At 72.7% G+C, this 23,997-nt stretch carries 24 protein-coding genes and 2 pseudogenes; 11 read left to right on the top strand and 15 right to left on the bottom strand.

Annotated elements, in window-relative coordinates; all coding sequences use genetic code 11:
• Nucleotides 1-2: 2 nt before the first annotated feature.
• The 5 genes and pseudogenes from dcd to idi all read right to left on the bottom strand — a co-directional run.
• Nucleotides 3-578 (bottom strand): dCTP deaminase, encoded by a 576-nt coding sequence (gene dcd / locus OIE40_RS00955; protein WP_264698929.1) that lies wholly within the window; start codon nucleotides 576-578, stop codon nucleotides 3-5.
• 9 nt (nucleotides 579-587) lie between these two features.
• Complete coding sequence (locus OIE40_RS00950; RefSeq protein WP_264698927.1) at nucleotides 588-1,481, bottom strand: phytoene/squalene synthase family protein; 894 nt, start codon at nucleotides 1,479-1,481, stop codon at nucleotides 588-590.
• Nucleotides 1,478-2,968 carry a phytoene desaturase family protein gene (locus OIE40_RS00945; RefSeq protein WP_264698925.1) on the bottom strand — a complete coding sequence of 497 codons (1,491 nt, stop codon included), beginning with the start codon at nucleotides 2,966-2,968 and terminating at the stop codon, nucleotides 1,478-1,480. Before OIE40_RS00945 ends, OIE40_RS00950 begins: the two co-directional genes overlap by 4 nt.
• Nucleotides 2,965-3,852 (bottom strand): annotated as a pseudogene (locus tag OIE40_RS00940) (polyprenyl synthetase family protein); the annotation flags it as partial. The gene OIE40_RS00945 and the pseudogene OIE40_RS00940, both read right to left, overlap by 4 nt.
• 201 nt (nucleotides 3,853-4,053) lie before the next feature.
• A pseudogene (gene idi, locus OIE40_RS00935) lies at nucleotides 4,054-4,593 on the bottom strand (isopentenyl-diphosphate Delta-isomerase); the annotation flags it as partial.
• A 110-nt stretch (nucleotides 4,594-4,703) separates the two neighbouring features.
• Between idi and OIE40_RS00930 the strand changes: the two are divergent.
• From OIE40_RS00930 to OIE40_RS00915, 4 genes are all read left to right on the top strand, one after another.
• Nucleotides 4,704-5,585, top strand: coding sequence for a MerR family transcriptional regulator (locus OIE40_RS00930; RefSeq protein ID WP_264698924.1), 882 nt, complete (start codon nucleotides 4,704-4,706; stop codon nucleotides 5,583-5,585).
• 201 nt (nucleotides 5,586-5,786) lie between these two features.
• Nucleotides 5,787-6,338, top strand: a complete 552-nt coding sequence (locus tag OIE40_RS00925) for a hypothetical protein (protein ID WP_264698922.1) — start codon at nucleotides 5,787-5,789, stop codon at nucleotides 6,336-6,338.
• A 28-nt stretch (nucleotides 6,339-6,366) separates the two neighbouring features.
• Complete coding sequence (locus OIE40_RS00920; protein WP_264698920.1) at nucleotides 6,367-7,095, top strand: pentapeptide repeat-containing protein; 729 nt, start codon at nucleotides 6,367-6,369, stop codon at nucleotides 7,093-7,095.
• A 36-nt stretch (nucleotides 7,096-7,131) separates the two neighbouring features.
• Entirely contained in the window at nucleotides 7,132-7,305 is a 174-nt protein-coding gene (locus OIE40_RS00915; RefSeq protein ID WP_264698919.1) for a DUF5302 domain-containing protein, read from the top strand.
• 8 nt (nucleotides 7,306-7,313) lie between these two features.
• Here OIE40_RS00915 and OIE40_RS00910 read toward each other — a convergent pair whose 3' ends face one another.
• Together OIE40_RS00910 and OIE40_RS00905 are read right to left on the bottom strand one after the other, a co-directional pair.
• Entirely contained in the window at nucleotides 7,314-7,706 is a 393-nt protein-coding gene (locus OIE40_RS00910) for a hypothetical protein (protein WP_264698917.1), read from the bottom strand.
• Entirely contained in the window at nucleotides 7,707-10,817 is a 3,111-nt protein-coding gene (locus tag OIE40_RS00905; protein ID WP_264698915.1) for a BTAD domain-containing putative transcriptional regulator, read from the bottom strand.
• A 398-nt stretch (nucleotides 10,818-11,215) separates the two neighbouring features.
• Between OIE40_RS00905 and OIE40_RS00900 the strand changes: the two genes are divergently transcribed.
• Nucleotides 11,216-11,644 (top strand): OsmC family peroxiredoxin, encoded by a 429-nt coding sequence (locus OIE40_RS00900; RefSeq protein WP_264698913.1) that lies wholly within the window; start codon nucleotides 11,216-11,218, stop codon nucleotides 11,642-11,644.
• 12 nt (nucleotides 11,645-11,656) lie between these two features.
• On the opposite strand, the gene OIE40_RS00895 is transcribed toward OIE40_RS00900, so the two are convergent.
• On the bottom strand, nucleotides 11,657-13,024 hold the full coding sequence (locus OIE40_RS00895; protein WP_264698911.1) for a sensor histidine kinase: 1,368 nt from the start codon (nucleotides 13,022-13,024) through the stop codon (nucleotides 11,657-11,659).
• Nucleotides 13,025-13,140: 116 nt separating this feature from the next.
• On the opposite strand from OIE40_RS00895, the gene OIE40_RS00890 reads away from it, so the two are divergent.
• On the top strand, nucleotides 13,141-13,884 hold the full coding sequence (locus OIE40_RS00890) for an alpha/beta hydrolase (RefSeq protein ID WP_264698908.1): 744 nt from the start codon (nucleotides 13,141-13,143) through the stop codon (nucleotides 13,882-13,884).
• Between the two features lie 9 nt (nucleotides 13,885-13,893).
• Here the strand turns inward: OIE40_RS00890 and OIE40_RS00885 are convergent, their stop codons facing one another.
• On the bottom strand, nucleotides 13,894-14,076 hold the full coding sequence (locus OIE40_RS00885; protein WP_264698907.1) for a hypothetical protein: 183 nt from the start codon (nucleotides 14,074-14,076) through the stop codon (nucleotides 13,894-13,896).
• A gap of 124 nt (nucleotides 14,077-14,200) precedes the next feature.
• Nucleotides 14,201-15,403, bottom strand: a complete 1,203-nt coding sequence (locus OIE40_RS00880) for a phosphoglycerate dehydrogenase (RefSeq protein WP_264698905.1) — start codon at nucleotides 15,401-15,403, stop codon at nucleotides 14,201-14,203.
• 46 nt (nucleotides 15,404-15,449) lie between these two features.
• On the opposite strand from OIE40_RS00880, the gene OIE40_RS00875 reads away from it, so the two are divergent.
• The gene (locus OIE40_RS00875) at nucleotides 15,450-16,409 is read left to right on the top strand and encodes a hypothetical protein (RefSeq protein WP_264698903.1); all 960 of its coding nucleotides are present in this window, start codon (nucleotides 15,450-15,452) and stop codon (nucleotides 16,407-16,409) included.
• A 150-nt stretch (nucleotides 16,410-16,559) separates the two neighbouring features.
• On the opposite strand, the gene OIE40_RS00870 is transcribed toward OIE40_RS00875, so the two are convergent.
• Nucleotides 16,560-16,973: an SseB family protein gene (locus OIE40_RS00870; RefSeq protein ID WP_264698901.1), complete on the bottom strand. Its 414-nt coding sequence runs from the start codon at nucleotides 16,971-16,973 to the stop codon at nucleotides 16,560-16,562.
• Nucleotides 16,973-17,485 (bottom strand): NUDIX hydrolase, encoded by a 513-nt coding sequence (locus OIE40_RS00865; RefSeq protein WP_264698899.1) that lies wholly within the window; start codon nucleotides 17,483-17,485, stop codon nucleotides 16,973-16,975. The genes OIE40_RS00870 and OIE40_RS00865 overlap by 1 nt, the downstream gene beginning before the upstream one ends.
• Before the next feature lie 43 nt (nucleotides 17,486-17,528).
• On the opposite strand from OIE40_RS00865, the gene OIE40_RS00860 reads away from it, so the two are divergent.
• From OIE40_RS00860 to OIE40_RS00850, 3 genes are all read left to right on the top strand, one after another.
• Complete coding sequence (locus OIE40_RS00860; protein WP_264698897.1) at nucleotides 17,529-18,452, top strand: rhomboid family intramembrane serine protease; 924 nt, start codon at nucleotides 17,529-17,531, stop codon at nucleotides 18,450-18,452.
• The gene (locus OIE40_RS00855) at nucleotides 18,449-19,273 is read left to right on the top strand and encodes an NAD-dependent protein deacetylase (protein ID WP_264698895.1); all 825 of its coding nucleotides are present in this window, start codon (nucleotides 18,449-18,451) and stop codon (nucleotides 19,271-19,273) included. The genes OIE40_RS00860 and OIE40_RS00855 overlap by 4 nt, the downstream gene beginning before the upstream one ends.
• A 79-nt stretch (nucleotides 19,274-19,352) precedes the next feature.
• Complete coding sequence (locus OIE40_RS00850; protein WP_264698893.1) at nucleotides 19,353-20,126, top strand: EI24 domain-containing protein; 774 nt, start codon at nucleotides 19,353-19,355, stop codon at nucleotides 20,124-20,126.
• Here OIE40_RS00850 and OIE40_RS00845 read toward each other — a convergent pair.
• Complete coding sequence (locus tag OIE40_RS00845) at nucleotides 20,101-21,276, bottom strand: glycine C-acetyltransferase (RefSeq protein WP_264700637.1); 1,176 nt, start codon at nucleotides 21,274-21,276, stop codon at nucleotides 20,101-20,103. The genes OIE40_RS00850 and OIE40_RS00845 overlap by 26 nt on opposite strands.
• A gap of 158 nt (nucleotides 21,277-21,434) precedes the next feature.
• The gene (tdh, locus tag OIE40_RS00840) at nucleotides 21,435-22,472 is read right to left on the bottom strand and encodes an L-threonine 3-dehydrogenase (RefSeq protein ID WP_264698892.1); all 1,038 of its coding nucleotides are present in this window, start codon (nucleotides 22,470-22,472) and stop codon (nucleotides 21,435-21,437) included.
• A 74-nt stretch (nucleotides 22,473-22,546) separates the two neighbouring features.
• On the opposite strand from tdh, the gene OIE40_RS00835 reads away from it, so the two are divergent.
• Nucleotides 22,547-23,641, top strand: coding sequence for a DUF1353 domain-containing protein (locus OIE40_RS00835; RefSeq protein ID WP_264698890.1), 1,095 nt, complete (start codon nucleotides 22,547-22,549; stop codon nucleotides 23,639-23,641).
• 16 nt (nucleotides 23,642-23,657) lie between these two features.
• Here OIE40_RS00835 and OIE40_RS00830 read toward each other — a convergent pair whose 3' ends face one another.
• On the bottom strand, nucleotides 23,658-23,945 hold the full coding sequence (locus OIE40_RS00830; protein ID WP_264698888.1) for a hypothetical protein: 288 nt from the start codon (nucleotides 23,943-23,945) through the stop codon (nucleotides 23,658-23,660).
• Nucleotides 23,946-23,997: the final 52 nt, after the last annotated feature.

Genomic DNA, 23,997 nt, shown 5'->3' with positions numbered 1-23,997 from the left:
CCTCAGACGTCGGCGCGGCTGAAGTTCTGGAAGCTGCGCGAGGCGGTCGGTCCGCGCTGGCCCTGGTAGTGCGAGCCGTAGACGGCCGAGCCGTACGGATTCTCCGACGGCGAGGTGAGCTGGAAGAACGCCAGCTGGCCGATCTTCATGCCCGGCCAGAGCATGATCGGCAACGTCGCCACGTTGGACAGCTCCAGTGTCACGTGCCCGCTGAAGCCGGGGTCGACGAAGCCGGCGGTGGCGTGGGTGAGCAGCCCGAGGCGTCCCAGGCTCGACTTGCCCTCGACCCGAGCGGCCAGGTCGTCGGGCAGGGTGACGGTCTCCCAGGTGCTGCCGAGCACGAACTCGCCCGGGTGCAGGACGAAACCCTCCGCCGGGTCGACCTCGACCAGCCGGGTGAGCTCCGGCTGGTCCTGCGCCGGGTCGATCACCGGGTACTTGTGGTTGTCGAACAGCCGGAAGAACCGGTCCAGCCGGACGTCGACGCTGCTGGGCTGCAGCATCGCAGGATCCCACGGGTCGAACTGCACCCGCCCCGCGTCGATCTGGGCGCGGATGTCGCGATCGGAAAGCAGCACGCGCCGAGATTATCGTGCCGCGGTCAGCAGCGCCGCGACGGTGCGCGCCTTCGTCCACCCCGGCACCCGGACGCGGCCACTGAACACGTCATACCCGGACGCCTCGATCCGGTCGAGGATCTGCGCGTACAGGGCGTGCGCTGCGGCGACGCACCGGGACGAGCGGGTGGGCAGCATCGAGATGCCGGGCCGGGCCGCCGCGTAGAGCTCGCGGTTGCGGGCGATCTGGCCGGCCAGGAAGTCGCGCCACTGCGGGGTGACCCGGCGCAGCCACGGGTCCGCCCCGGACGCCGCCAGTTCGTCGGCCGGCAGGTACACCCGGCCGCGGTCGAGATCCTCGCCTACGTCGCGGATGAAGTTGGTGAGCTGGAAGGCGAGCCCGAGCTGGCGGGCCGGTTCCATCGCCGCCGGGGTCAGCGGTTCCAGGACCGGCAGCATCATTTCGCCGATGACGGCCGCGGAGCCCTCCATGTAGCCGTCACGCAGGTCCGGCCAGGACGCCCACGACGTCCGGGTCAGGTCGAGCGCCATCGCGTCGAAGAAGCGGTCGAAGCACTCCCGGGAGATCCCCCGCCGCCGGACCACCTCGGCGCCGGCGGCCAGGATCTCGGCGTCGGACTCGTTCTGGGTGGAGCCGGCGCCGTCCCAGGCCGCGTAGAAGCGGTCCCGGAACTGCTCCAGGTCGGCCTCGGCGCGCACCGGGTCGGCTTGTTCGTCGACGAGGTCGTCGGCGAGGCGGCAGATCGCGTACACGGCGGCCACGTCGTGCGCCTGCGTGCGGGACAGCAGCAGCGTCCCCCACCAGTAGGTGGTGCCGTGCCGGCGGGTGATCGCCCGGCTTCGCCGCAACCCCCTCGCCACCAGGGCCTTCGTGTCGGCGGGCGGCCCACCACCCGGGGTCATCGCAGCATCTCGTCGACCCGGTCGGCGGCGAGCCGGCCCGAGATCAGCACCATCGGGATGCCCACGCCGGGGGTCGTCCCCGACCCGGCAAACACCAGCCCCGGGGCATCGGCGCGGACGTTGGCCGGCCGGAACGGGCCGGTCTGGCCGAAGGTGTGGGCGAGAGCGAACGGCGTCCCGGCCGCCATGCCCTGCTGCTGCCAGTCCAGCGGCGTCACCAGCGCCTCGGTCACCACGTCGGCCGGATAGCCGGCCCCGGCGACGAAGCCGTGCAGCCGCTCGCGCATCGCGGACCGCCCGGACGCGGTCCAGTCCAGGTCACCGTCGGCCAGGTTGGGGGTGGGCTCGAGCACGTAGAGAGTCTGGCGGCCCTCGGGGGCGGCGTCCGGGTCGTCCACACTGGGCCGGCACACGAACCGGCTCGGGTCGCGCATCAACACACCGCGCTTCAGCAGGTCGTCGAAGGCCCCGTCCCAGTCCCGCCCGAAGTGGATGGTGTGGTGCGCGGCGTCGGGCTCGGGCGTCCCCTCGACCCCGGCGTGCCACACCACGCACGAGGGCGACCAGCGCGGACGCCGTCCGGGCCACTTCGCACCCAGCACCCCCGGTGGTTCGAGGTCGAGCAGCGTGTCGTAGGCGTACGGCAGGTCGGGGGTGAGCACGACGGCGTCCGCCGTGATCGTCGAACCGTCGGACAGCCGGACGCCGGTGACCGCCCCGTCGTCGCGTCTCAGCACCCGCTGCACCGGGGTCGAGCAGCACACCTCGCCGCCGGCCGCCGTCACCGCCTGCGCCAGCGCCGGCCCGATCGCCCGCATGCCGCCGACCGGGAACCAGACGCCCTCGATCGAATCCATGTAGGTGATCACCGCGTAGAGCGCCAGGGCCTGCGAGGGCGCCAGCCCGGCGTACATCGCCTGGAACGAGAAAAGCCGGTGCAGCCGAGGATCGTCGAAGCGTCGCTCGATGGCCCGCCCGAGGCGTCCGAACCCGCCCAGCGCCGCCAGTTTCAGCGCCGCCATCGGGTTGGCCGCCAGTTGTAGCGGAGAGTCGAAGTTGCGGTCGATGAAGTGCGGCACCTCGACGTCGTGCAGCGCCTTCAGCCAGGTCACGAAGCCGTCGAAGGCGGCGGCGTCCCTGCCCCCGCAGTGGGTCGCGATCTCGTCCCGCATCGCCTCGTGTCCGTGCCGCACGTGCAGCACCGAGCCGTCGTCGAACACCGCCCGGTAGGCGGGGTCGATCCGGATCAGTCGCAGGTGGTCCTCCAGCCGGGTGCCGGCGGCGGCGAAGACGCGCGCCAGCAGCCCGCGCATGGTGAGCACCACCGGGCCGGTGTCGAAGGTGAAACCGTCGGCCTGCAGCGCGCCGGCCCGTCCACCCGGCCGGTCGGACGCCTCGAGCACGGTCACCCGGTGGCCGCGGCCCAGCAGGTGACAGGCCGCCGCCAGGCCGGACAGCCCGGCCCCGACCACCACCACGTGGCTCATGCCCGGCGCCAGGCGATCGCGGCGGCCATCTCGTGCAGACCCGCCACGCCGGCCCGGGTGAGCGGGGCGTCGGTCAGGACGTCCCGGGCGGCCCGCACCTCGGTGGCGATCAACTCCTCGACGCGTTGCGGGATCCCGGCTCGCTCGAATGCGGCGAGCACGGCGGGCACGTCCATCACCGGCTCGGCCAGCAGGGCGACGTCCGCGCCGGTCAGGGTCTCGCCCGCCAGCGCGAGGATCACCGTCGCCTTGCCGTCGGCCAGGTCGTCGCCGGCGGGCTTGCCGGTGACCGAAGGGTCGCCCCACAGCCCCAGCAGGTCGTCGCGCAGGGCGAACGCCCTGCCCACGTGCCGTCCGTACCGGTCCAGCACGGCTCGCTGGCCGGCGGACGCCCCGCCGGCCAGCGCGCCCAACTGCAGGGGGCGGGTGACCGAGTACGAGCCGGACTTGAGTTGGGCGATCCGCTCGGCATGCTCCCGGTCGCGGCGGCCTGCGGCCGCACCGGTGAGGTCGGCGCGCTGACCGGCGATCAGTTCCAGGCAGAGTTCGTGCCAGGTCGAGCGCAGGGCGGCGGGCAGCGTGTCCGCGAGTCGGTCGGCCCGGGCGTGCGCCAGATCTCCGAGCAGGATGGCCAGGTTGCGGCCGAACACCTCCGGTCGCCCCGCCGCGCCCTGCTCGCGGTGCCAGGTCGCCGCCTGGACGTGCGCGGCCGGGGCACCCCGCCGAGAGCCGGACTCGTCCATCACGTCGTCGTGCACCAGGGCGAACAGGTGCAGCAGTTCAAGGGCCGCAGCGGCGGTGACCAGGGTGTCGTGCCGCACGCCGCGGCGTCCGCCCACCGACACATAGCCCCAGTGCCCCAGCCGGGGCCGGAACCGCTTGCCGCCCAGCGTCGACAGGCCGGCGAGCCACTGCGGCAGGTCGACCGGCAACACCTCGACGTCGGGCACCCAGGACTGCCACGCATCGGTCAGCCCGTCCAGCTCGTCGGCGACGGACGCCTGGACCGCGGCCACCGTTTCGCTCTCGAGAGGGACGCCGGCCCCATCGTCGGCCCAGGCCTCGGCCGGGCGTCCGGCGTCGTCGAGCCGTTCGGCCAGCTCGGCCGCCTGCAGCACCGACCAGGGGCTGAACGCCTGCGGCGTCGCGCGGGCGGCGGCGACGAAGTCCGGCCAGTCGACCCAGGCGTGCTCGGCGACCTCGTCGGCGTCCGGCTGCAGCCGGGCGCCGTTCACCCGGCCGACCCAGACCGGGCACAGCTCGTTCTCGACCACGCCGCCGGCGTCGACCGCCCGGTAGCGGAAGTCGGGCAGCACCAGCGACAACTCCTCGATGTCGACGCCGAGCTCTTCGGCGACGCGACGCCGGACGGCGGACGGGGCGTCCTCACCGGGCAGTGGATGGCCACAGCACGAGTTCGTCCACACCCCCGGCCAGGTCCTCTTGGCCAACGAGCGCCGGGTCAGCAGCAGGCGTCCGTCGGCGTCGAACAGGTAGCACGAGAAGGCCAGGTGCAGGGGGGTGTGGGTGGTGTGCACCGCCAGCCGGGGGGCGGTGCCGATCGGGCGTCCCTGGTCGCTGAGCAGCACGACGGCGTCCTCGACAAACGACAGGCGGTCCAGCACGGACGATCCCTCCTCGGCCGACTGCGGCGTGTGAAAACCAGACTGTACAAGCTTTGTATAAGGTTAGCCCTTCGGTACCATGCGCAGAAGATCCCAGAAGGGTTTGTGCGGTGTACACGATCAAGCAGGTGGCGCAGTTGAGCGGCGTGCCCACCGCGACCCTGCGGGCCTGGGAGCGCCGCTACGAACTTCCGGCGGCCACCCGATCGGCCTCGGGCTACCGGTTGTACGACGAGGCCGCGGTGGCGCGCTTCCGGTTCATGCGACAACTGGTGCAAGCCGGCTGGGCACCGCGCAACGCCGCAGCGGTCGCGCTGGACGGCGCCGGGCACGCCGCCGACCTGCCCAGCCCGCAGGAGTTCGTGGCCGCCGTGGGCGCCGGGCTGTCCCCCGTCCGCCGGCAGGCCCTGGTCGCCGCCCGCTTCCGGGCGCAACCGTTGCCCGAGGTCATCGAGGGCTGGCTGATGCCGATGCTGACCGAGTTGGGCAATGCCTGGGCGCAGGGCCGGGTGACGGTCTGGCAGGAGCACGCCGTGGCCTCCACGGTGCTGCGCCGGCTGCACGTCGCCTTCGAGAACACCCCCAACCCGGCCGACGGCCCGCTGGTGCTGACCGGTCTGCCCAGCGGCTGCCACCACGAGGTCGGCCTCGCGGCGTTCAACGTGCTGGCCCGGCTGGCAGGCCTGCAGGTGGTCTATCTCGGCCCGGATCTGCCCGAGGACGCCTGGGTCGGCGCCGTCCCGGCGCATCCGCCGGCGGCCGTGGTGATCGCCGTTCCCACGCAGGACGATGTCGCCGGCGCGCGGGCCGCGCTGAGCGCGCTGGGCCGCCTGAGCCGGACGGACGCCCTGCAGACCCCACCGTTGCTGCTGGCCGGCGGCGGACGCCAGGCCGACGTCGCCGACCTGGCGCCCGGGCTCGGCCATTCGCTGACCGCGGCCGCCGAGGAACTGCGGGACACGCTCACCGCCCGCCTCGAGCCGGACGACTGAGGCCCGAACCCTCCCTCGCGTACCGTGACCGGCGAGTCCGGGAGGTGCGAGTGATCGTTCTGATGGTGTTCGCGGCCGTCGTCTCGGTCGCTCAGCGCTGACCATCCTCGGGTCGGGTTCGCGGACGCTGCGGATCGGCACCCTGCTGCAGGCCGTCGGGGTCGGCTTCCTGGTCTGTGCGCCGGTCACCGTCTGCCTCCAGTGGCTGCTGACCCGCGGCGTCGCGTCGGCACCAGCCTGATCGCCCAGGGTCTGCTGCAGATGGCGAGCCAGGGCGGCGACTCGTCGAGCGGCTCCTCCGGCGGCTCCGGACGCGGCTCGGGCACCTCCAGGGGCACCCAGAGCGACTGGGAGGCGGCAAGTGTCCGATCGGGCCGGTTCACCGAGGCCGAACTGCCGAGGCTGCGCGAACTGGCGAAGGACGCCGCCCACGGCGGACGCGTCACCAAGGGCTCCTGGGAGGAGGCCGAGGTCGGCCTCGGACTGGAGAAGAGTGGCGCCGTGCGGGGGCTGCAGCGGTCGACGCATCCGGGCGAGGAGTTCGTCGACGGGGCGCGCCGCAGCTGGGACGTGAAGGCGTTCCGGAGCAACAATTTCGACCTGGACACGGCCATGGCCAACATGCGCCGCAAGCTCGACGGCGGGATCGACGTCATGATGGACAGCCGGCACCTCAACGCCGATCAGGTCGCGAAGCTCACCGACGCGGTCGAACGGGCCGGCTGGGGCAGAAGGGTGCTGTGGTGGCCGTGACCGAACCGAGCCGGAGCAGGAGGACGCGATGACCGACTGGACGGCGCGCCTCGCGGCGCACGCCGAATGGCTGGCCGACCACGAGCGGGGCGCGCAGCTGGCGCTGCCCGGCGCCGACCTGCGCGGGCTCAGGCTGCCGGGGGCCGACCTGAGCGGGGCGAACCTCGAGGGCGCCGACCTCGCCGGGGCCGACCTGAGCGGTGCCCGGCTGGCCGGCGCGGTGCTGTACGGGGCCGAGCTGCCCGAGGCGGTGCTCACCGATGCCGACCTGACCGGCGCCGACCTGGTCAGGACGTTCGCGGCCGGAGCGCGCCTGGAGGGCGCCAGGCTGGCCGGTGCCGACCTGCGCAAGGCCGACCTGACCCGAGCCCGGCTCCCGCATGCGGTGCTCCGGCGGGCCGACTGCGCCGACGCCGACTTCTACGGCGCCGATCTGACCGGTGCGGACTTCACCCGCGCCCACCTGGTGGTCGCCTCGCTGATCCGGGCGGACGCCGCCGGCGCGCGGTTCGACGAGGCCGACATCGACCAGCTCGCCGTCGACGAAAGCCGTTTCGACGCCTCGGCGGTGGGCGGGGCGGCCGGGGCCGTCAGTCCCTTCGCCGAAACGGTGGCGCTCGTCGGCGACGGCGCGGAACGGGCGGTGTCGCTGGCGGAGTTCCTGGACGCCCTGACCCGGCACGGCGCCACCGTCAGCACCTGGACGCCCGGCGTCCGCCCCCCCGAACCGCCGCCGTGGCGATGGGCCGCCAGCTAGATTGTCAGCACCAACAGCCCAGCAGGAGGTACCCGCATGCCGGATCCCGATCCGAACGCCGACACCAAGGCCGCCTTCCGGGCCGCACTGGAGCGCAAGAAGCAGGGCCAGCAGGCCGGCACCGACCACACCGACGCCGATCGTGGCTCCGCCAGGAACACCCACGCCCAGGGCGGCAGGCGGGAGTTCCGGCGCAAGTCGGGCGGCTGACGCCCGCCTCAAGCGGCCGGGTCGCCGACCACGTAGAGCATCACGATGCGGCGCCGGCACGACGTCATCACCGTCACGCTGGGCTTGAAGTCGAAATTGGTCTGGTCGATCACCGCGCCCAGCCGCCAGTTGCGCTTGCGCACCTTCGCGAATCCCTTCATCAACGGTGACCAGGTCTGCGGGTTCTTCAGCAGGTAGTGCACGATGTGCTCGGGCACGGGCACGCCCTGCGCCTCCGCGACCGCTGTGATGAACGCCAGCGGCGTCCGTTTGGCCGCACCCTTCCACGCCTTGCGGTACAGCGAGCGCCGTTGCTGCGAGGTCGACCACAGGTTCCACTGCAACACGAACTGGGTCACCGGGTCATCGGGGTAGTCCTCGGGAAAGCCGGTCTTCGGCATCTAGTTCTCCTCTCTGGTGAATCGCACCCAGGCGGGTGCGAACCTGTGGGCGACCGAGGTCGCCAGGGCCGCGTGCCGGGAGGCCGCGGCCACGTCGCCGCGCAGCCGGTACAGGCGCGACAGGTGGGCGTCGGTGGGGCCGATCCCGGCCGAGGCGCCGATCGGCACCCACCCGCGCGAGTGCACCACCAGTTCCTGGGCCAGCTCGTCGCCGAAGCGGGCGCCCGGGTCGCGCCCGGCCAGCGCCAGCACGGCCAGTCCCGCCCCGGCGACCCCGCGGAAGGTGCCGCGCACGATGCCGACGAGGTGGGCCAGGTAGTCCAGTTCGGCCGGCCGGTCGACGGCCGCACCGATCACCGTCGCGGCGAGCTGGTACAGCGGGTCGGTGCCGGACATGTCGTCCTCCAGTCCGTCCAGGGCAGCGGCCAGTGCGGCCACCGTGCCATCCCGAACGGCGTCGCTGAGCATCCGTTCGTGGACCGCGACCCGGACCGTTTCGGGGTCGACCCCGGCCTGCAGCGCCTCGGCCCGCTCAGCGTGCCGGCGGGCGACCGCGGGTCGCTGGGCCAGGCCGGCCAGCAGCTCCGACCGCAGCGCGGCGAACCACTGGTGCAGCGCCGAGCCGGCGGCCTCGGCCTGCTGGCCGTAGTACTGGGCGGCGGCGGTGGCCCCCAACCGGTCCGCCGCCTCGATGTGCGCCCCGACGACCAGGCTCGTGGCGTCCAGGCCTGCCTCGACGTTCCCGACCCTGGTGGCGGCCACCATCATCCGCTGCCCCAGCTCGAGCCGGCGTTGCGCCGGCTCGTGCCGCGGCCAGGTCAGCGAGTGCAAGGCCCTCAGCGCATCCAGGGCCGTGGCGGGATCGGGGCCGTCCGCCTCGGCCAGCAGCTCGGGCTCGACCTGCCCCACCCTGCCCAGCAGGGTCGGGTCGCCGGCCTTGCCGGCCCTCAGGTAGGCCTCCACCAACCTGATCCGCAACGCGCCCGAGCCGGCCGGCGTGCGGTCCAGGGCCTCGCCGATCAGCAGCTGCGAGCGGCGGGCGTCCGCGCCGAGTGGCACCCACGGGCTGGCCGTGGCGATGGCCGCCTCGGCGAACAGTTCCGGCTCACCGGCCCGCCTGGCCGCCACCGCGACCGAGTCGGCACGGACCATCGCCTGCTCGATCCGCCCGCCCAGGCTGAGTGCGGTCACCTGACGCAGCTCCCAGGCCAGCCACCGGGCGGCCGGGACGCCGGCGGCGCGGCCGAGCTCGACGGCGAGGCCGTACCGTTCCGCCGCCGCCAGCGGAGTGCCCTCGTCGTGCAGGGCGGACGCCTCGCGCGCCGTCCACTCCGCCGCCCGCGGGCTCGCCCCCTCCACCATCCGGACGTGGTGCGCGACCCGGGCGGGGTCGGGTGGCGCCGCTGCTGCGAGGGCGTCCACCAGCCGGCGGTGCGGGCCGGCCGGCGGGCCGGATTCGGCGAGCGCCCGGCGGAAGCCGCCGTGCCGGAACGCCAGGCCCCGCTCGGCCTCGACCAGCAGCCCGGCCGCCAGGGCCTGCTCGGCGGCGCCGGCGGCCTGCTCGGCGTCCAGCTCGAGGGCGGCGGCGAGAGCGGGCAGGTCGACGTGGTCGACCGGGTCGACGGCGGCCAGCGCGAGCAGCGCCGCGCATTCGGCCGGCAGCGCGGCCAGGGTGCGCTGGACGAAGGCGGTCAGGCTGGCCGGCGCGTCCACCCAGCCGGCGTTGGCGTCCACCTCCCGCGACAGCGCGGTGAGCAGGAACGCATCGCCGCCCGCCGAGGCGACCACCCGGTCGATGAGCGCCTCACGATCGGGCAGCCGGGCCGACAGCAGCCCCGCCACCACCGCCCGGGCAGGGGCATCGGTGAGCGGTGGGACGTCGAACGTCACGCAGTCGGCGGGGGGCAACCGGCCGTCGGCCAGCAGGGGATGCCCGGCGAGCCCGGCCCGGCGTCCCCCGGTGACGATCGGACCCACGCCGCCGAACCTGACCAGGGCGCGCAGGAAGGCGATGCCGTCGGGAGCCAGCGTGTCGATGTCGTCCACGATCAGCAGCGCGCCGGGTCCGCCCAGCGCCGGGGCCAGGGCGGCCGCCGCGTCGGCGGCGGTCTGGCCGGTCGCCGCCACGCCCAGCCGCTGTGCCAACTCGGCGACGGCCCCGGCGCCGTCACCCAGGGTGTGCGCGCCCGGCAGGGTCGCGGCCAGATGTGCCAGCACGGTGCTCACGCCGCTGCCCGGACGCCCCGCGAGGGCCACCAGGGCGGGTGGGCGGGTACCCGACAGCACGCGGGTGATCGCCTCGATCAGCTCGGAGCGACCGGTCGGGGCGGGCGCCGTCGCCACCTCAACGGGGTCGGGCGCGTCCAGCCGGGGATCCTGGTTGAGCAGGTCGGCCTCGAGACGGCGGAAGGCGCGTCCGGCGTCCAGCCCGAACTCGTCGGAGAACCGTTCGATGAAGGCGCGGCACTCGTCGAGTGCCGCCACCTGGTCGCCGCCGCGGTACAACGCCAGCACCAGCGACGAGGCCAGCGCCTCGGACTCGGGGAACTCCGCGCACCAGCGGCGCAGGTCGGCGACGACGGCGCCGTGCCGGCCCGCCGCCAGTTCGACCTCGGCCAACTGCACCAGCAGCTCGGCGCGACGGCTCTCCAGGTAGCTGCGGCTCATGTCGATCGTCTCGATGCCGTCGATGTCGCCGAACGGCACCCCGCCCCACTCGTGGAGGGCGGTGCGCAGCAACGCCGACGCCCCGGCCGGGTCGGTCGGGGCCAGCTCGCGGCCACGGCGCAAGGCCTCCTCGAAACGCAGGGCGTCGAGTTCATCGTCCTCGACCACCAGCCGGTAGCCGCCGGGCACCGAGACCAGCCTGGACACGTCGCGGCGCCGCATGGCGGCGCGCAACCGGTCGACATGGACGCGCAACGCGGCCTGCGCGGTGCGGGGCGGTTCGCCTCGCCAGACCCGGTCGATCAGCACGTCCACGCTGACCGGTCGGTTGTGGTCGGCCAACAGGACGGCCAGCACCGTGGTCTCCATCGGACGAAGCCGTTGCGGCTCGTCGGCCACGGCCACCCCGACCGACCCGAGGACGCGGAAGTCGACCGCCGCCATCGGGCCTCCAGAGGGTGAGTGGAACCTGTCTGCACCCTAGTCGCTCGCGACCCATCAGCGTCTCCGTTCCGGTAGGGGCGGGGAGCCCCCCGGGACACCTCCCCGCCCTCACCTACTCCGCGTCGGCACCGGCTCACCGATACGCGCCCCCGGCGCGTCCTCAGTGCCCGCTGGAGTGCCTTCAGCCTCTTCGCGAGCTGTAAACGCCGGATAAAGGCGCCGGCCCTTGACGATCCACAACCGGGCTGGCCTGACATGGGGACGGTTCCATTTCAGGCCAGGCCGTCCGGAGCGTGACAAAACGGTCCGCGGGGGTCTCGGCACGGTCTGACTGCCCCGCTAACGTGGGGAGCCGAGGGCGGCGAGGCGCCACCCCGGAGCAACCGAAGGAGCAGTAGATGGCAACCAAGAGCACCGCACAGGCGCACTGGGAAGGCAGCCTGATGGAGGGTGCCGGCCAGGTCGAGCTGGCCACCTCCGGGGTGGGCACGTTCGAGTTGAAGTGGGCCAAGCGTGCCGAGGCTTCGGCCGGGGCCACCAACCCCGAGGAGCTGATCGCGGCGGCGCACGCGTCCTGCTACTCGATGGCGCTGTCGCACGCCCTGGCCGGCAACGGCACCCCCGCCGAGTCGATCGACACCACCGCCGTGGTGGGCTTCCAGCCCGGACAGGGCATCACCGGCAGCGACCTGACCGTCGTCGCCAAGGTGCCCGGCCTCACCGAGGACGAGTTCCAGAAGTTCGCCGCCGAGGCCAAGACCGGCTGCCCGGTCTCCGCCGCGCTGACCGGCATCCCGATCACCCTGGACGCCCAGTTCGTCTCCTGACGCCGGCCGCGCTCAGCGGGGCAGCTCGAACCAGAACAGGCTGCCCCGCTGCGGCGCCGAACTGAGGCCGTACTGGCCGCCGTGCGTGGTGACGACCGCGGCGACCACCGCCAGTCCCATCCCTGAGCCGCCCCCGACCTCGTCGGCGTCATCGACTCCCCCCGCGTCGGACGCCGCACCATGGTGCAGCTGCTCGAACACCGTCTGCTGATCCTCGGGCGCGATGCCCGGCCCCTCGTCATGCACCTCGACACTGACCCGCTTGCCCACCGCCCGCGCGCTCAGCCGCACCGCGACGTCCGGTCCGGTGTGTGCCGCGACATTGTCGACCAGCGCCGCCACGGCCCGCTCGAGCAGGGCGGCGTCCCCGGTGACCACCAGCCCCTCGGGCGCCTCGACGGTGAGCGGACGCCCGGGTTGCGCATGCGCCAGGGCCGCACCGCGGTCGCGCACCAGCTCGCCCAGATCGACCTCGCCGCCGGGCCGGCCGCCGCGGGCGTCCAGCCGGTTGAGCACGAACAGGTCGTCGAGGGTGCCGCTGACCCGTCGCAGGCCGCCGTCGATCCGGCGGAGTGCCGCACCGACGCCCTGCGACTCGACCAGCCCGTAGGCGTCGCTGGCGTTGCCGGGTCCGGCGTAGCGTCCAGACTCGCGGGCCAGCTCGGCCAGCGGTTCGCGCAGCTCCCGGGCTGCGTCGCGGGCGAACCGTCCGGCCCGGGCCGTGGCGGCGTCGCGCTCGTCCAGCAGCGTGCTGAAGGCTTGTGTGAGGTCGGCCGCCTCGCTGCCCAGGGGCGCCGGGTCCGGCCGCCGGAGCTCGCCCCGGTTGACCGCCCGCGCGGTGTCTACCAGCGATGCGTACGGGCGCAGCGCCTGCCGGTAGAACCAGCCGACCAGGAGAGCCACCACCAGCAACACCGCGAGCCAGCCGGCGGTCAACGTGGCCGTGAGGTGCAGCAGGGCCTCGTCGACAGCGGTGGTGGGCAACGCGAACACGACCTGTTCGTCGGCCGACAGCCGCGCCGTCACCACCCGGACGCCGCGAGCCAGCCCGGCGGTCGTGCCACGTCCGACCGCCACCGTCAGTTCCTCCCCGGCACGCACGTCGGGCAACAGCTGCGGGTCGCCGGTGGGTGCGAAGACGGTCCGCAGCCCGCCGTCGGAGGCCAGCCGTCCGACGTAGACGTCCGACAGCGCCACCCGGTCGCTCTCCATCCCGGGCAGGTTGACCACCAGCAGGGGCGACGCCGCGTAGCCGGCCAACTGGGCGTCCAGCCGGCCGATCAGGTAACTGCGCTGCACCGCCACCACGCCGGCGCCGAACACCCCGAAGGTCAGCGCCAGCACGAACAGCGCGACCAGCATCCGGCGACGAAGGGTCATCGCGGTGCGACCCCGTCGTGCACGTCGGCCACCGCCGTGCGGGCGGGCTGCTGCATGCCGCCCAGCCTGCCAGCTCGCGGACCTCGGGGGCCGCAGACTTGCGCCATGATGGCGCCATGACGATGATGCCGGGTGCGGAGCCGATCAGTGTCGACGGTTCATCGACCGGGGTGCTGTTGTGCCACGGCTACCCCAGCACGCCGCAGTCGATGCGGGGCTGGGCCGAACACCTGGCAGCCGCGGGCTACACGGTGCGGGTGCCCCTACTGCCGGGCATGGGCACCGACTGGCGCGACCTGAACGCGACCGGCTGGCAGGACTGGTACGGCGAGGTCGCAGCCGCCCACGACGAACTCAGCCGGCGCTGCGAGCGGGTGTTCGCCGGCGGGCTGTCGATGGGCGGGCTGCTGGCCACCAAGCTGGCCCAGGACCATCCGGGGCTGGCCGGGCTGATCCTGGTCAACCCGGTGTTCGCCCACACCAACCCGGCGCTGCGGGTGCTGCCGCTGCTGCAGCACCTGATCCCGTCGTTGGGCGGCATCGCCGGCGACATCAAGAAGCCGGGCGTCGTCGAACTGGCCTACGACCGCAACCCGTTGAAGTCGATGTACAGCCAGACCCGGCTGTGGCGGATCGTCGTCGAGGACCTGCCGCAGTTGCGGCTGCCGGTGCTGCTGTTCACCTCACGCGAGGACCACGTCGTGCCCGCCATGTCGTGGCAGTTGTTCCTCGACCGCGCCGGTTCCGGCGACGTCACCCACGTGATGCTCGAGGACAGCTACCACGTCGCCACCCTCGACAACGACGCCGAGCTGATCTTCGGCGAGTCGGTGGAGTTCATCGAGCGCGTCGGCGGCTAGCGCTCGCCGTCACTGTTCGGGCGCGGCCTCGGTCTCGCCGATCCGGTCCGGGTCGACCTTGGTGGCGTCGATGACCTGCGTGCCCTGGACGTTCATGCCCTCCTGAGCGCTGTCGGCACTGGGCGCCGACTCCGGCGAGTCCGGTTGGTCCAGGAAGCCTTCTGCGGGCGGGATGGGCGGCTGCGTGGTCATGGTGCCTCCTTTGGCAGGGTCCCCCGATTGTCCGGCGGGCGGCCGCAGGCGGCAACCCCCCGCCGGGTGGGACGCCCCCCGGTCCCCGGCGCCGCCCCGTCACCGCTCGCCGGGGGGAGGGGGGTCAGGTGAGCGCGACCACCTGGACGTCCAGCACCTGCTCGTGACCCTTGATGGCCGCCAGCACGTCGTCCGACAGGGCGCCCTCGACGTTGATCCGGGCCACCGCCGCCTCACCCCCGGCGAACACCACGTTCTCCATCTCCTGGACGTTCAACCCGGCGCCGCCGATGGCGTCCAGCACCGCCGCCAGGACGCCGGGCCGGTCCAGGTGCCGCACGATCACGGACGCCTCCGCCGGCGTGGCCGCGGCGAGGTTGACCACGTTCGGCACCGTGCCCGTCTCGGCGAAGACCCGGACGATGCGCACCGCCTCGTCGGCGATCGCCAGCTGCGCCTGCTCGGTGGACGCCCCGATGTGATGGGTGCCGTACACCCCCGGCAGGTCGACGATCGCCGGATGGAACTCCCCGGAACCACCGGCGGGCTCACTGGCGAACACGTCCAGCCCGGCGCGCAGGCCCTTCAGTTCGACCGCGGCGGCCAGGGCGGCCTCGTCGACAACCTCGCCGCGCGAGGTGTTGACGAAGTACGCGCCGTCACGCATCGCGGCGAAGAACTCCCGGCCGAGCAGCCCGCGGGTGTCGTCGGTCAGCGCCAGGTGCACGCTGACGATGTCGGCGCCGGCCGCCACCTCGAGCAGGGAACCGGCCCGTCGCACGCCGAGCTCGGCGGCCCTCGCCTCGGTCAGGCTGCGGCTCCAGGCCAGCACGTCCAACCCGAACGCCTGCGCCCGCGGCACCATCGCCGAGCCGATGCCGCCGAGTCCGATCAGGCCGAGCGTTCGACCGGCCAGACCCCGGGCCTTGCCGTACTCGGCCTTGTTCCAGCGTCCGGCGCGCAGATCGGCGACGTTGTCCGCGATCCGCCGATCGAGGGCGGCGATCAGGCCGAAGGCGAGTTCGGCGACGGCGACGGAGTTCTTGCCGGGACAGTTCGCGACGTAGATGCCGCGCCGTGAGGCCGCGCCAACGTCGATGGTGTTGTAGCCGGCCCCGGCCCGCACCACCAGCTTCAGCGGGCCCGCCGCGAGCACTGCCTCGGGCACCTTCGTGGAGCGCACGATCAGCACGTCGGCACCGGTGGCGGCCACCTGGCGGACCAGTTCGTCGTCCTTGGCTTGCGGGCTGTGGGTCACCTCGCAGCCGGCCGCGGCGAGGGCGTCCAGTCCGGAGGCTTCGAAACTGTCGGCGACAAGTACACGCATGGATCAAACCTAGGCCGCCGGTGCCACTTTTGCCGCCGAACTTCGCATGACTAGCATCAGCGAGAGCACCACCCCCAGAAGTAGGCCCCCTTTGGATAGACGAGCGATCGAGGAAACCTCGCGAAAACTTCGCGAGTTACTGCTCGACGACAATTACGCCCCCCTGTGGCAGGCTCGGATCGGACGCCGGCAGGCGCACGTCCTGCACCAGAGCGGCGTGTGCCAGGTGATCGCCGAGTACCTGTGGGCCAACGGCCTGCAGCCGGTCGAGGACGAAGAACTGCCGCGCAAGCTGAAGGACCGGGTGCATCGGGCACTGGGCGGCCGCTCGCTGAGCCTCGGCACGCTGCGGTGGTTCATCGAAGCCTTCGAGATGAGCGCCGCCGACACCGCGGCACTGCTGAGGCTGGCGAGCTCCAGCGGCGCCGGGGACGCGGTGGTCGGCCGCGGCATCGCCGCACCCGGTGTGCTGCCGCCCCGCCGGCACCGGACCGTGTCGTTGCGCGAGCGGCACCGGGTGGGGCCGGACGGCCTGCCCGAGTCGCACCGCACCGTGCACGTGATCCGGGCCAACGAGCCGCTGGATCGCTATCCGTACATCTTCGACACCGACGCCGCCGGCGTCCGGGTCGTGCACGGCGGACGCTGCGGCGAGCCCTACGCCCTCGACGACGGGCTGTTCGCGGTGGACATCATACTCACCCGCCCGTTACGGGCCGGCGAGACGGCGTCCATGGAGTACGAGACGACGTTCTGGTACCGGACGCCGCCGCCGCAGGAGTTCCGCCGCGGCACCGCCGGACTGATCGAGAACCTCGACCTGCGGGTGCAGTTCCACCACCTGCGGCTGCCGACGCGGGTGTGGTGGAGCGAGTGGCCGGCCCTGGACGCCGAACCGGCGGTCTCCGAACCGGTCGAACTGGACGCCGACAAGACCGTGCACCGCTACCTGCCGGCCGCGGAGCGCACCGTGGTGGGCTTCCGATGGGAGATCGCGCGTCGTTGACCGATGTCGGGTCTAGTGGATGAACAGGCTGGCCAGCAGCAACACGGCTGCCATCGTGGTGGCGATGCCGAGGGTCACGACTCGAAGCAGCGTCTGGGTGGCGGGGGTGGGAAGAACGCTCATGACATGGATTTACCCCATTGCAGGGGTTCACACCCATTGGCCGCGCAGGAAAGCAAACAATTCCGCCGGCGGAAATTCCTTTCCGTAACTGCTGCCAGGATTCAGCCGCACCGTGAGGTCGTTGTGCACCGCCCACTCGAACAGCGCGCGGGCCGGCTCGGGCCGCACCTGCCAATCGGGTCCGGGCAGCATCACGTCGTTGGTGAAGGTATCGAAGCGCAGCGGATGGCTGAACACGCATACGCCGGGGGTGGACGAACCGGTCGGCCCACCGGCCGCGACCAGTTCCGGCTGGAAACCGTGCGGCGCCGGCCTGGCCACCACGCCCAGCGTCGTCGACATCAGTTCGGCGGCAAAGGCACGGTAGGCGTTGGGGTCCGTGGGGGCGTCCTGCGCCCGGACCAGTAACCGTTCCAGGAGCGTCTGCGGATCGAACCGCATCAGGACGCCTCCGGGTCGGCTCCGCTCAGCCAGCTCCGGCCCAGGACCGTGTCCGGCCGATCCTGAAGCGCCACGTCGATGCGTTCCCGATAGTGCGCCGGCATGTCGGGCAGCGCGTCCAGCGGAAAGAACCCGGCCTCGGTCGCCTCTCCGTCACCCGGCACCGGGACGCCGGAGAGCCACCGGCAGCGGAACGTGTGGTCGATGTACTGGGTGATGTCGCCGTTGGGGTAGGTGACCGGCTCGGTGACGCTCATCCAGGCCAGGCGCTCCACCTCGATCTCGACACACGCCTCCTCCTGCGCCTCCCGGACGGCCGTGACGTGCGGGTCCTCGCCCGGGTCGACGATGCCGCTGACCGGCGACCAGTCGCCGTCGTCGCTGCGCTTGATCAGCAGCACCTGCCGGCCGGCCGGGTCGTCGCGCAGGATGACGGCGGTCGCGCCCGACAACCACAGCATCTCGTGGCCGATCCGGGCCCGCAGGGCGATGATGAAGTCGGGCACTGGCACCCGGCCAGCCTACTGGTGAGGGCGGCGCCGCTACGGTGGGGCCATGCAGCCCGGCGTCCAGTCCTGCTACCGGCACCGCGAGCGCGCCACCAACATCGCCTGCCAGCGGTGCCGGCGTCCGATCTGCCCCGCGTGCATGGTGCCGGCGCCGGTCGGCGTCCAGTGCCCCGAGTGCGTCCGGGAGGGTCACCGGGTCACCCGCACCGGCCTCGGGCCCCTGGGCGGACGCCGCTCGGCCAACCCGCTGGTCACCTCAATGGTGCTGATCGGGCTCAACGTCGCCGTGTTCGTGTTCCTGCTGCTCACCGGCGGCGACGACAGCCCGTGGGCCGACGTGCTCGCGATCTCACCGCTGGGCACGTGCCTGGCCGGGCCGGGCCAGTACTACCCCGACGTGCCGGACGCCGTGACCTGCGCCCAGCTGTCACAGGCCACCGGGTGGGTGGCCGGGGTCGGTGCCGGCGCCTGGTGGCAGGTGCTGACCAGCGCCTTCGCCCACACCGACCCGCTGCATCTGGGCAGCAACCTGCTCAGCCTGTTCTTCCTCGGCCCTCCGGTCGAGCGGGTGCTGGGCCGGGCCCGGTTCCTGGCGGTCTACCTGATCGGCGCGCTGGGCGGCTCGGCGGCGGTGATGTGGCTGGCCGACCCGGCTTCGTCCGCACTGGGGGCGTCCGGTGCGATCTTCGCCCTGCTCGGCTCGCTGCTGCTGCTGGCCCGACGCTTCGGCGGCAACTACCAGCTGATCGGCGGCCTGCTGGTGCTGAACATCGTGATCACCGTGGCCAACACGGCCGAGATCTCCTGGCAGGGACACCTGGGCGGCCTGCTGGCCGGCCTGGCCGCGGCCGGCGTCCTGCTGGCCGCGCCGCGGGGCGAGCACCGGGCCGGGTGGCAGTGGGCCGGGCTGGCGGCGCTGACCCTGCTGCTGCTCGCAGCGGTTGGGTCGCGGGCGATAATGCTGGGGTGAGCATCGAGCGCCTGGCCGACCTGCTGCGCGGCCGCCGCTTCGTGGCCCTCACCGGGGCCGGGATGAGCACCGACTCGGGCATCCCCGACTACCGCGGTGCCGGCGCCCGGCCGACCAGCCCCATCCAGTACGACGATTTCGTCCGGTCCGAGCAGGTGCGGCGCCGCTACTGGGCACGCTCGCTGCTCGGCTTCCGCAGCTTCGGCAGGGCGCTGCCCAACCCCGGCCACCGCGCCCTGGCCGCGCTGGCCGGCCGCGGGCTGAGCACGGTGATCACCCAGAACGTGGACGGCCTGCACGGCGCCGGCGGCAGCCGCGACGTGCTCGAACTGCACGGCAGGATCGACCGGGTGATCTGCCTGGGCTGCGCCGAGGTGTCCTCACGCACCGACCTGCAGCGTCGGCTCGAGGCCGCCAACCCCGGCCTGGAGGGCGAGGTTGCGGCGGGCCGGGCCGAACTGGACGACGCCCGGCTGCGGCCCGACGGGGACGCCGTGGTGGAGAACTGGGACGACTTCGTGGTGCTGCCGTGCGAGCGCTGCGGCGGGGTGCTGAAACCGGACGTGGTGTTCTTCGGCGAATCCGTACCCCGGGGCCGGGTCGCCGACGCCTATGCGCAGGTCGATGCGGCCGAGGCACTGCTGGTGGCCGGTTCGTCACTCACGGTGATGTCCGGCCTGCGCTTCGTGCGGCACGCCGCCAAGGCCGGCACACCGGTGGCCATCGTCAACCGCGGCGCCACCCGTGGCGACGACCTGGCCCTGCTGAGGCTCGACGCCGGCTGCTCGGAGACCCTGTCCGACCTTGTGAATGCGCTGTGAAACGACACAGTTGATTGGTCAGGCGACCAGAACGTGCCTACAGTGTCACGCAGCATTCGGCCCAAGGGGAGGAGAGGCCGTGGCTGATCAGTCGCGTGTGCGCGCCCGCAGCAACCCGGTGTCCGGACTGGCGTCCGGTATCGGGACGCTGATCAAGGGCGCCGGCCTGGTGCTGCGCCGCGCCCGGCTGTTCGGCCTCGGCCTGATTCCGCCCCTGATCACCTCGGTGCTGTTCCTGGTGCTGTTCGTCACCGCCAGCTGGCTGTCTCCCCGATTCGCGATCTGGGCCACCCCGTTCGCCGAGGGCTGGGACGGCGCCGAAGCGCTGCGGGGGTTCGTCGCGCTGCTGATGGTGGCGGTCAGCGGTCTGCTGCTGGTGCTGATGTTCACGGCCACGACGCTGGCGCTGGGCGCGCCGCTGTACGACCGCATCTCCGAGGAGGTCGACGCCTACGCGGGCAGCTACGCCGCGGCGTCCGAGGAGACGTTGCTGCGTTCGCTGTGGTCGACGCTCAAGCACCTCGCCAAGGTGGCGGCCATCACCGTGCCGGTCGGTGCGGTGTTCCTGCTGGTCGGGTTGATCCCAGGCGTCGGCAGTTTCCTGGCCGCCGTCGGGTCCGCCATCTTCGGCGGCTGGATGATCGCCCTGGAGATGATCGGCTCCCCCGCCGGTCGCCGCGGCATCCGCACCCTGGGGCAGCGACACGCACTGCTGCGCCGGGACCCGTGGCGGGCGCTCGGCTTCGGCGTCCCCGCCTTCCTGTTGCTGTCGGTCCCGCTGGTGGCGCTGCTGGTGTTCCCGATCGCGACCGCCGGCGGGACGCTGCTCACCCGACGGCTTGTCTCGCGCTGACGAAGGCGGCCACGCAGGTCCGCACGTCGTCGGCACTGTGCGCCGCCGAGAGTTGCACCCTGATCCGTGCCCTGCCGCGGGGCACCACCGGGAAGCTGAAGGCGATCACGTACACCCCGCTCGCGAGCATGTGGTCGGCGATCTGGCCGGCCAGCCGGGCGCCGTTGTCCCCGGGGAACATCACCGGCACGATCGGATGGCTTCCGGGCAGCAGTTCGAAGCCGTTCTCGGCCATCAGCTCGCGGAACAGTTCGGCGTTGCCGGCGAGCCGCTGCCGCGCCTCGGACTGGTTGGCCACCAATTCGAGCGCCTTGAGTGAACCGGCGACCACGCTGGGGGCCACCGAGTTGCTGAACAGGTAGGGGCGCGAGCGCTGCCGCAACAGCGCCACGATCTCGGCGTGGGCGGCGATGTAGCCGCCGGACGCCCCGCCCAGCGCCTTGCCGAGGGTGCCCGAGACGATGTCCACCCGGTCGCGGACGCCGAACAACTCCGGCGTCCCGGCACCGGACTCGCCGACGAATCCGACCGCGTGCGAGTCGTCGACGAAGACCAGTGCGCCGTGTTCGTCGGCCAGGTCGCAGATGCCGGCCAGCGGTGCGTAGCTGCCGTCCATCGAGAACACGCCGTCGGTGACGATCACCCTTCGCCGGGCCCCGGACGCCGCCGCCAGCTGGGCCGCCAGGTCGTCCAGGTCGGCGTTGCGGTACCGGTACCGCTGCGCCTTGCTCAGCCGGACGCCGTCGATGATCGAGGCGTGGTTCAGCTCGTCGGAGATGATCGCGTCCTCCGCGCCGAACAGGGTCTCGAACACTCCCCCGTTGGCGTCGAAGCACGATGAGTACAGGATCGCGTCCTCGGTGCCCAGAAATTGGGCCAGCACCTGTTCGAGCTCGCGGTGCTGGGTCTGGGTGCCGCAGATGAACCGCACCGACGCCATCCCGAAACCCCACCGGTCGAGGCCGTCCTTGGCGGCGGCGACGACGTCGGGGTGGTCGGCCAGGCCGAGGTAGTTGTTGGCACAGAAGTTCAGCGCCGGGCCGGCGCCGGTCTCGATCTCGGCCGCTTGCGGAGTGCTCAGTTCGCGTTCGTTCTTGAACAGGCCGGCGGCACGGATCTCGTCCAGGGTGGCGGTCAGTTCGTCCTTCATCGCTGCGTACACGCCTGCGACGCTACTCGTTGCCGCGGCCGCGCGGGAAGCCACCGGCCGTGCGGCCCGCCGCGCCCTGTGAGAATGGCCTGAAATGGGGACAGTCCCCATTTCAGGCCATTCTGGACGCGGCAGGACGCGGCGCGGCAGCCCGGTGTTCAGCTCCAGTCCAGGATCACCTTTCCGCAGCGGCCCGAACGGGCCACGGCGAAGGCCTGCTCCCAGTCCTCGGCCGCGAAGCGGTGGGTGATCACCGAGCGCACCGCCTCGACCAGCGCGGGCGAGGTGGAGAGCATCGACGTCATCAGGTACCAGGTTTCGAACATCTCGCGGCCGTAGATGCCCCTGATGGTGAGCATGTGGGTGATCACCTTGCCCCAGTCGATCGGGTAGGGGCTCTGCGGCAGCCCCAACATGGCGACCTTGCCGCCGTGGTTCATGTTGTCGATCAGTTCGGCGACCGCCTGCGGCGAGCCGGACATCTCCAGCGCCACGTCGAACCCCTCGCGCATGCCCAGGTCGCGTTGCGCGTCGGCGAGCCGGGTGGTGGCGACGTTGACGGTCAGGTCGGCGCCGGCCGCCTTGGCCAGTTCGAGCCGGACGTCGGACACGTCGGTGGTGACGACGTGCCGGGCGCCGGCGTGCCGGGCGATCGCCGAGGCCATCACCCCGATCGGCCCGGCGCCGGTGATCAGCACGTCCTCGCCGACCAGCGGCCACTGCAGAGCGGTGTGGGTGGCGTTGCCGAGCGGGTCGAAGATCGCTCCCAGGTCGGGGTCCACCCAGTCGGCGTGCTTCCAGACGTTCTCGACCGGCACCACCACATAGTCGGCGAAGGCGCCGTCGGTGTTGACGCCCAGCCCGACGGTGCGGATGCACTGATGCCGGCGTCCGGCCCGGCAGTTGCGGCAGTAGCCGCACACGATGTGTCCCTCGGCCGAGCAGGTGTCGCCGGGTTGCAGCTCCTTGACCTCGTGGCCCACCTCGACGATCTCGCCGTAGAACTCGTGCCCGATGGTCTGCGGCACCCTCACCTGGGATGCCGCCCACTCGTCCCACTGCTGCAGGTGCAGGTCGGTGCCGCACAGCCCCGCCCGCAACACCCGGATCTTCACCTCCCAGGCGCCGCACTCAGGTTCGGGCCGGTCGATCAGTTCCAGCCCCTCGGCAGCCGTCGTCTTGGCCAGCGCGCGCACCCGTCCTCCTCGTGCTCGACCCACCAACCATCCAACCACTTGCCGTGGACGCCGTGGCGGTCGATAGTCGGCCCATGCCCTACGCGCTGCCGCCCGGTTCGGGCCCGGACACCACCGGCGTGACGTTGCGGGTGGACACGCCCAGGCTGTTCACCCTGACGACGCCATTCGCCTACGCCCCGCACCAGCCGCTGCCGCCGAAGCTGGACGCGCTGCTGCCCACCGACCCGACCCCGCCGGACGCCGAGCACCGCTGGGTGAGGGTTCCGGCCGGCAGCACCGACCTGGGCAGCGTGCCCGGAGTGCTGTGGGGACTGGTGGCCAGCTACGGCCGGCACACCCTGGCCGTGCTGGTGCACGACCACCTGACCGACCGGGCCAGTACTGCCGCGCGACCCGAACGCTTCGCCCGGCAATGCGCCGCCGACGAGGTTTTTTATGCCGCGCTGGGCGACCCCGGGGCCGGCCAGTACCGGGCCGGCCGGTTCCGCAGCCTGGTGCTCTGGGGCGGGGTGTCGGTGGCCCGCTACTTCGGCCATCACCGGTTCGGCTTCGGGACGTTGGTCGCCGCCACCGTCGGCGGCTGGCTGGCCGGCGCGTGGGTCGCGCAGAATGCGGGCGGCCAGCCGTTCCCGGTGGCCGGCTGGATCCTGTTCGTCGTGGGCCTCGCGCTGTTGGTGATGGCCGGACTGTTCGCGACCCGGCTGGCCCGGACGCGGCCGCGCGGCGTGGCCGCGAACCCGGCCGAACGCGCGGTCGAGCCGACCAGATTGCAGGCCGCGGCCGGGTTCATGCCCGGCAGCAGCGGCGAGGTGGGGCGTCCAGCCGATCGTTGGGTGGTGCGCGCGATGGTGGCCGGGGCGGTGCTGCTGCTGGCTTGGGGCGCCTGGTCGGCGATGCCCCTGCCGCCGCTGATCGGCAACGGGGTGCCGGGCTTCGTGGCGGTGCTGGGGGCTCTGGTGTTCGTGGCCGGTTCGGGCTTCCTCGCCCTGTCGCCGGTGCGCCGCGACGGGTTGTTGCCGCTGCTGCTCGCGGTGGCCGGGCCACCGGTGGGGCTGGTGGCGTTGATGACGGTGGTGGCGCTCTACCTGTTGTGGGTGCCGGACGCCTTCGGCCCCGTCTCGGAGGGGCCGGTCAATACGGTCGGCCCGACGCTGCGGCCGCAGTGACGAAAAGCCCTGCGCGTCAGCGCGGCGGACGCCGGTCCGGGCTGCCCGCGTAGGGCGTCTCCTTCGCGGCATCGGGGTCGCCTCGGAAGATGCCGTCCAACTCGACCGCCGAGCCGCTGTCGACGGCGTCCGGGCCGGCGATCGGGCCACGACCCTGGGAAGCGCCGAGTTCGAACGCGACCCACTGGGCGGGCTCGCGTCGCTTCAGGAGCCGACGGCGGCGCAGTGCTGCCTGAAGGGCGAAGACCACGCTCAACGCGGCGACGGCACCCAGTGCGGCGACGAGCATGCCGATGGGATCCATCAGTCTCCTTCCGGTTCCCCCCGTTGGCCCGATGTCGTCAAATTTACGTTGA

This window comes from Micropruina sonneratiae, from assembly GCF_025972045.1.
GTDB lineage: Bacteria > Actinomycetota > Actinomycetes > Propionibacteriales > Propionibacteriaceae > Micropruina > Micropruina sonneratiae.
The sequence above is the reverse complement of the archived record's forward strand: the minus strand, read 5'-3'. Positions and strand labels throughout refer to the sequence as shown.

What these genes read in the sequence shown, in the direction of transcription:
- OIE40_RS00945 (WP_264698925.1), bottom strand. Translation starts at nt 2,968, where the DNA reads ATGAGCCACGTGGTGGTGGTCGGGGCCGGGCTGTCCGGCCTGGCGGCG.
- OIE40_RS00835 (WP_264698890.1), top strand. Translation starts at nt 22,547, where the DNA reads ATGCCCTACGCGCTGCCGCCCGGTTCGGGCCCGGACACCACCGGCGTG.
- OIE40_RS00830 (WP_264698888.1), bottom strand. Translation starts at nt 23,945, where the DNA reads ATGGATCCCATCGGCATGCTCGTCGCCGCACTGGGTGCCGTCGCCGCG.
- OIE40_RS00950 (WP_264698927.1), bottom strand. Translation starts at nt 1,481, where the DNA reads ATGACCCCGGGTGGTGGGCCGCCCGCCGACACGAAGGCCCTGGTGGCG.
- OIE40_RS00885 (WP_264698907.1), bottom strand. Translation starts at nt 14,076, where the DNA reads ATGACCACGCAGCCGCCCATCCCGCCCGCAGAAGGCTTCCTGGACCAA.
- OIE40_RS00915 (WP_264698919.1), top strand. Translation starts at nt 7,132, where the DNA reads ATGCCGGATCCCGATCCGAACGCCGACACCAAGGCCGCCTTCCGGGCC.
- OIE40_RS00895 (WP_264698911.1), bottom strand. Translation starts at nt 13,024, where the DNA reads ATGACCCTTCGTCGCCGGATGCTGGTCGCGCTGTTCGTGCTGGCGCTG.
- OIE40_RS00845 (WP_264700637.1), bottom strand. Translation starts at nt 21,276, where the DNA reads ATGAAGGACGAACTGACCGCCACCCTGGACGAGATCCGTGCCGCCGGC.
- OIE40_RS00880 (WP_264698905.1), bottom strand. Translation starts at nt 15,403, where the DNA reads ATGCGTGTACTTGTCGCCGACAGTTTCGAAGCCTCCGGACTGGACGCC.
- OIE40_RS00875 (WP_264698903.1), top strand. Translation starts at nt 15,450, where the DNA reads ATGACTAGCATCAGCGAGAGCACCACCCCCAGAAGTAGGCCCCCTTTG.
- OIE40_RS00860 (WP_264698897.1), top strand. Translation starts at nt 17,529, where the DNA reads ATGCAGCCCGGCGTCCAGTCCTGCTACCGGCACCGCGAGCGCGCCACC.
- OIE40_RS00910 (WP_264698917.1), bottom strand. Translation starts at nt 7,706, where the DNA reads ATGCCGAAGACCGGCTTTCCCGAGGACTACCCCGATGACCCGGTGACC.
- OIE40_RS00870 (WP_264698901.1), bottom strand. Translation starts at nt 16,973, where the DNA reads ATGCGGTTCGATCCGCAGACGCTCCTGGAACGGTTACTGGTCCGGGCG.
- OIE40_RS00890 (WP_264698908.1), top strand. Translation starts at nt 13,141, where the DNA reads ATGACGATGATGCCGGGTGCGGAGCCGATCAGTGTCGACGGTTCATCG.
- OIE40_RS00900 (WP_264698913.1), top strand. Translation starts at nt 11,216, where the DNA reads ATGGCAACCAAGAGCACCGCACAGGCGCACTGGGAAGGCAGCCTGATG.
- OIE40_RS00905 (WP_264698915.1), bottom strand. Translation starts at nt 10,817, where the DNA reads ATGGCGGCGGTCGACTTCCGCGTCCTCGGGTCGGTCGGGGTGGCCGTG.
- OIE40_RS00920 (WP_264698920.1), top strand. Translation starts at nt 6,367, where the DNA reads ATGACCGACTGGACGGCGCGCCTCGCGGCGCACGCCGAATGGCTGGCC.